This window comes from Succinimonas amylolytica DSM 2873 (assembly GCF_000378405.1).
GTDB classification, from domain to species: Bacteria; Pseudomonadota; Gammaproteobacteria; order Enterobacterales; family Succinivibrionaceae; genus Succinimonas; species Succinimonas amylolytica.
Genome location: NZ_KB899639.1, coordinates 45,372 through 51,685, shown reverse-complemented (window position 1 = coordinate 51,685; position 6,314 = coordinate 45,372). Strand labels below are relative to the sequence as shown.

Below are 6,314 nucleotides of genomic sequence, written 5' to 3'. Positions count from 1 at the left end.
CCGAACGATCAGTCGTTGGCAAAATTCCGGATGGATCAGGTCAAACGCGCCATCTCCAGAGCCAAAATTACTGAAGGTCTGTGTGTGCAGAGCGAAACCAGCAATCAGGGCAAAGTGATCTGTGCCAGCGTCAGCATGACCCAGCCAACTTAACGGGAGCCGGAACGGATCTTACCGAAGAGATCCGGGCCGCCACTCCATTCCAGGGCATGCAGCGTTCCGAATGCGGCTTAAGGGCCGTCGCTTTCGTTTGTCCGCCGGGGAGCTTTCTTTCATAATAAAAATATCAACATTGTAAAACATTAATTCAATGATTCAGCATTCCCTACTGATACCACAGAATTATTCTGAAGAAATTCGCCCGAACATCTTAAGTATCAAAGTGTATAACTTACGAATTTGACGATACAGTTTACTCCTGATCAGGAGAATCCTGTTCTGCCGAGTTCCTTCTGGATGATTGTGCAGAACAGCAATGATTTCCTCCGCGGAGGCTACACAACCAGTATCCCAGTTAAAATACCTAGGATAAAGGATCAGAGATCCAATAACGAGATCAGTAATATCTAAATTTGCAACTTTTCGGCGTTTACAAGCTTGAACCGCGATACCATTGCCATCCTCAGTACTGACATCCTGGGTAAGTCCATAACCGGCATAGAAAGGCATGCCGTAGCAGACCACCTTTTTTCCCCGTATCAATGCTTCAAATCCAGTGAGAGAACTAATTGTGTGAACCTCATCTGCAATCTCTATCAGATCCAGGGAGGTATATCTGTCAGTACATAAAAAATCGACAGAGCTTGCAAGGTCATTTATTCCCAATAACCCACCACGAAGGCCAATCAAAACATCCGGATGAATTTTTACAATAAGAAGAGCATGAGGATTATCCTTCCGTACTCTGCAAATGAGAGAGTACGTATTGTATCCTAAGCCGCCTTTGATTACAGAAGCATCCTTATCAACCTGAGCGGGAATAAAAATCACCCTATTAAATTTACCGGGATTGTCCCGAAGAATGGCAGCTACTTCCGGCACTGGTTTAGCATGACTTCCTGTGTGGTATTTGGTTACACCGTACTCCATAACGGATTGACGAAGATTTTCTGCACGTACACGGAGTCGCAAATAGTCGGAACGCTTTCTAAGACCGATGAGAATATTTTCCAAGTCCGATGGTCGAGATGGATCGTAATAGATACCAGCACGATCAATTGAAAGTGAATAAGGATAAAAAAAATTACAACCAAGACCATTAGAACGAATAAAAGCATCCTCAATTCTAATAACCTTGATGCCCTGAGATCTCAAATCTAAGGCAAGCTTGTTCAACTCAGGATTGGAAACTTCACTGGCAGACCAGAATGCCACAATTTCGTCATTATTAGTCTTAGGAAGATCTTTTCCCGAAACCATCTCGTGTCTAAGTTTTTTAATTCCGACAAACCTGACTTTACAATCTTTAAAAAATGCCGGTAGCACTATCCGCTTCCAAATGGTGGTTTTTATAAAAGTTACTTTGGTCATAATAATAGGAGTGATCTTATCTTCTGAACCCAGAAAGAGAGGTATGAATGATATTGTTACAATTTGAAATATGGATTCAACTCTCTGTGTTTGCACTGATGAAAACACAGAGGAAACAAGAATACTGAATTCTCAACTGTTTAATTGACGTATCTCACCGGACAAAAAATTTATAATATCAGCAACTTTACAAAAATAATAAAACATCAGGCACAAAAGACCATTCCAATTTTAAAACAGATATAACAAAATATTTAAAAAGCTATCAACTTTTGGAAAAAATGAAATTTTATGACGTTTTGCATACCACTCATATATATTCATCACATCCGTTAATTAATGAATAACTTTTATCCACGGATATAGTTTTCAAAGGAGAATTATCAACTCAATAAAACAATCGAATTATAGATACCCTGTAAAAACGAAAAATTAGATTATAAAACCCTGATATGCTCCCAGTAAGCAGAATTTACTGAAGATTTACAATACTTCTGAAAATCTCCCCCTTGAGTTTGTACTGTTCGGCAGTTTTGTCCCAATGCATTTACATACTTTTCAAGAAGAGAACACGTATTGAGATTCACACATTCAATCTCATCTACAGTATTTTGGTGGTCAGCTACTAGATTATCGTTATTGTGGGCAGATACTCTTGTAGATGTACTACATCCGCTAACACTCAACCATAAGAAACATACAATTGAAATAAATTTTGTCGTATTCATAATAAAAACTATCGTTTACCAACTTAACATCATGAATTGTATTAATAAAACTCACAATTCCATAGCACAAACAAAAAACATTCTCTAAAATTGATTCCATAATAGGAAAAACTGGAATCCTCTAAGTTACCAACATTGGTCAAACCGTCTTTCCTCACGTAGCCGCATCAAATATTAGTCTTCAGATTAAATAATCTGAATTTACTATAAAGAAAGTATCTTAGTTCGAATCTTAATCATCTTCCTCAAGAAATATCACTACATTACCACCACAAGACTACTTCCTGGACATATGGACACAATTGAAATAATTGTTCAAAGGTGCGTAAATAGCAACTAAATAAACACATTATAATCGTTTTCTTTTAGAGAATTTGTTTAAACTGAAGTAATGTCAAATATTTATCTAAAAGAGCACCTATTCTTCACACACAAAAATAATAATAATACAATTCTTTTAATTCTCTTAATAATTAAAACAATACCAAGAAAGAAAAAGAGATAAGATCAGCAACAAGGGAAGTAAAACCACATTATCCCCGCCCAATGGTGATATATTAACCATCAAAAAGAATATTTCACGCCATTATTACGTAGCAGAGAAATACCCAATTCATAAACACAAAAGTGGTCACTCCCCTCCTCCTCTCCAACATCGTTACAGACAATACCGAAAATGCCGTAATTTCATAGTCCACAATGTCCTTAATAGCCTATGCCTTCAGGAATTGGATAGCACGAGGAACAAATTCCGCGGTTATATAGCGTAACAACCAGGGAAACTGTAATAGTATTTGTTTTTTTAATGCTAGACCTCTGACCGCTTTTCCTATAACCCCACCGCAATCTTGGTCGCCACGGCAATCTGGTAAATAACTTGCATAACATCTTTTGCAAACTGCATACTCTTACTGTCAACCTCTGGCATCACGATAATCCTAGAACCAGGAACAATTGCCAGATCCTTTGCCCGTGCCACCTGACCATTGGGATGAACAATGAGAATATTATCCTCGTCCGCTCTTTCCGAAAAACCCCCGGTTTCGTTAATATAATCAAGCACTGTGTAGTTTTCATCATAAACAACAGCCTTGGGCATCAGAACTTCCCCGCCGATCTGGATTACATTGGATTTCTGGGGAATTACTATCTGATCCTCATCTTCCAAAAGCAGGTCTCTTACTCTGCCATTGGAGGAAACCACAATGATGCCGTCAGGCTGAACAGACTGGGCTCTTTTAACAAAATCCTGAATAAGCTCCGCTTCCTTAACCCGGATATTGGCTTCGTCCACCGAACCTGATTCTGCAGTTAAAGCGGCCTGCTCCAGTCTCTTAAGAGCATCATTGATAATTATCTTCTGCTGTTCTGCCACACTTTTGCGTTTTACATAAACGGAACCGGTATCGGCCACGGCAGGATCCACGCTTATATTGGCCAAAACCTCTTTAAGATGAGTTCCCTTGGCTACTATGTAGCGGGATTTTCCGGTAATAGGACCAATAACACTTGCTACCAGAGTATTGTTCTGGCTGTCGGAAACAAACATCACCCGATCATCCGGATGAAAACGATAGTTTCGAAAATCCTCCAAAGACAGGTATCTGTTGAAGTTTTTTCCATTAACAATACCACTAACCTGCACATGGGTCACATTAGCTTCAACACCGGAAAGCGCTAAAAGATCACTTCCAGTACAAGAATCTTTCAAAAATTCATAGGAGGCCGGTTTTTTAATAAGACCATAGGCACTCACAGCGATCTGTTTATTATTAACCAGAATTACATCGTTGTTTTCGAGAATAAGCTCCGGGAGCTCGCCCTGAGTAATAAACCGGTAAAGGTCGATTCTCTTTACAATACCCCCTTTTCTTTTTATAAGAATCTCCCGATAGCTTCCAGTCTGCGAATTGATACCCCCAGCTCTGTCAATATAAGACAGAATGTTATCGTTCTGACTTCCGGCGTAGCGGCCCGGGTTATTGACAGCTCCGGTAACAAACACTGCTACAGGCTGGGAGCTCTGCAGATTTACATAGAGCTCAACATTGCTGGTAAATACCCTGCCGATAGCTGACTTTATCGTACCTCCCAAAGATGAGTAACTGCATCCTTGAACATAAACAGGCCCGATTTCCGGAATAAAAATATTTCCCTGAATATCTACAGTAAGTACATCCTCATACTGCTTAGCTCCCCACATTTTGACCACAATCCGATCTCCGGGAGAAACCCTGTAATTAGGATTGATGTCCGTCTGGAATGTATTTGCAAAATTTCCCTGAAATAGCTCGTAACCAAATGGTTTCAGCTTGTTGAACTCCACTGTTTGATAGGCCCCTTGAGCCCAGGCGGGCTTGGAGGTTCCATCAGGATTGAAAGGATTATAGTTAGGATCAGCAAACTCTGGGAGGCCTTTGTTAGCACTACCGATTACGTTACTATCAGTAGTTGCAACACTTGGGCGCTCTCCAATTTTGCTAATTGACTGAGGAAGATCAACACTGTTAGCAGCAAAAACCGGAGTACACATAGCACCGTAAAACATAAACGACATCAGCAAAAAATGAAGATTACGTTTGCCCCTCGGGTGACTAGACATAAAAAAATACATTATATTCCCAAATGTTCTTTAATAGCCGATATCAAAAGAGATATGGCACTAAGTAGAAAAATTGTAACAATAAATGTGACTATTGTAGCAAGAAAAGGTCTCGGCCACAAAGATTCATCAGGAATCTTGGGATTATCAATAGTAACTAAGTACTTCGATTTACTTAGAGAATGCTGTCTTGTTGTTTCTAGATTATTTAATGCTGCTTCAAGAACCTTTTGAGCAAACTGATACTCCAATTTTAATTGTTCGAACTCACTCATCGTCCTTGTTAGTACATTAGCAAGCGCAGAATCGCCACTAGTATCTAAAGTAACACCTTTGTTCTGGGCAATCCTGCTCCTCAACGATATAACCTCCTGCTCCAAAGAAGAAATCTTGTTCTTAAGACTTACAATATCAACTGAATCTTCTCGGAGATAGGCTCTCTTTTGGGCAAGATCAGCCTTCGACTGAGTAATGAGATTTTCAAGATTGTTAATAATCGAAAGGAGATTACTAGCCTCACTGTTAGGATCTATGAACGTATTCTGATCCCGGAAACGTCTGATACGATCAGAAATGGTCTCAATATCTTTTTTTGCTTTTTCTACCTCAATACTTGCCAACCTAATAGAATCCTGAGTTATCTTGTTATTCATATTATTTATGAATTTTTCAAGCTCATCGAGGATCCCCTGAGATAACGTCTGAGAAAAATACGGTTCATACGATCTGACCTGAAGCTTCATCAATTCACTCTCAGTATCAAGCTTCACTTCAACAACGCTCTTCCAGTAATTTTCTATATCAGATTGTGTAGGATTATTCGGCATAGATGACACTATATCATGACCCGAAAAATGATTAATTAGATCTAACTTAGCATCAAGGGCACGAAACATATCAAGAGATTGAATATACGCAGATGCCGTATAAAGATCCTTATTGTCCCCACCGCCAAAAAAGCCAAATTGAGATGAAAGATCTGAAATCTTTTCATTTCCATTAGACTTAATAGTAAAAGTTGAAGACGCAATATACATATTATTGTAGATAAAAACAGAGTATATAAAAACAAGTAAAGAGGGTAGACAAATTATAAGAAATAATAGAATTTTTCTAACATTAATAAAGCTTGAGTTTGGTATTAAAGATTTATTATTATCAGAATCTGTTCTATTTGTTACATCTTGATTATCAAAGGAAGATTTTACTTGCCGATTCTGAAGCTCCAAAACCAATTGTTCAAGACGTTTAATTTTTTGTTCACGGCCATGTGCTAATAAAATTGCACTTTCCAATTTAACCTGCAATTCATTGTAATCATTTTGATTACCCTTATCATTTGCGACTGCTGAACTATCAGAAAAATCACTATGACATTCATTTGTTTCAGCGATAATATCTGTTGATTCAGAATTATCGACACACTTGTTACTAACAACGGTTTTATCCATAAA

At 38.5% G+C, this 6,314-nt stretch carries 3 protein-coding genes; all 3 read right to left on the bottom strand.

The genetic code is table 11. The annotated features are described in order from the left end of the window. Nucleotides 1-342: 342 nt before the first annotated feature. Nucleotides 343-1,530, bottom strand: coding sequence for a capsular polysaccharide export protein, LipB/KpsS family (locus F557_RS20260; protein WP_019002925.1), 1,188 nt, complete (start codon nucleotides 1,528-1,530; stop codon nucleotides 343-345). A 1,557-nt stretch (nucleotides 1,531-3,087) separates the two neighbouring features. Further along, nucleotides 3,088-4,806, bottom strand: a complete 1,719-nt coding sequence (locus F557_RS0114405) for a polysaccharide biosynthesis/export family protein (protein ID WP_169335211.1) — start codon at nucleotides 4,804-4,806, stop codon at nucleotides 3,088-3,090. 65 nt (nucleotides 4,807-4,871) lie between these two features. Beyond that, entirely contained in the window at nucleotides 4,872-6,311 is a 1,440-nt protein-coding gene (locus F557_RS0114400; protein WP_019002923.1) for a KpsE/RkpR family capsule polysaccharide export protein, read from the bottom strand. Between the last annotated feature and the right edge of the window lie 3 nt (nucleotides 6,312-6,314).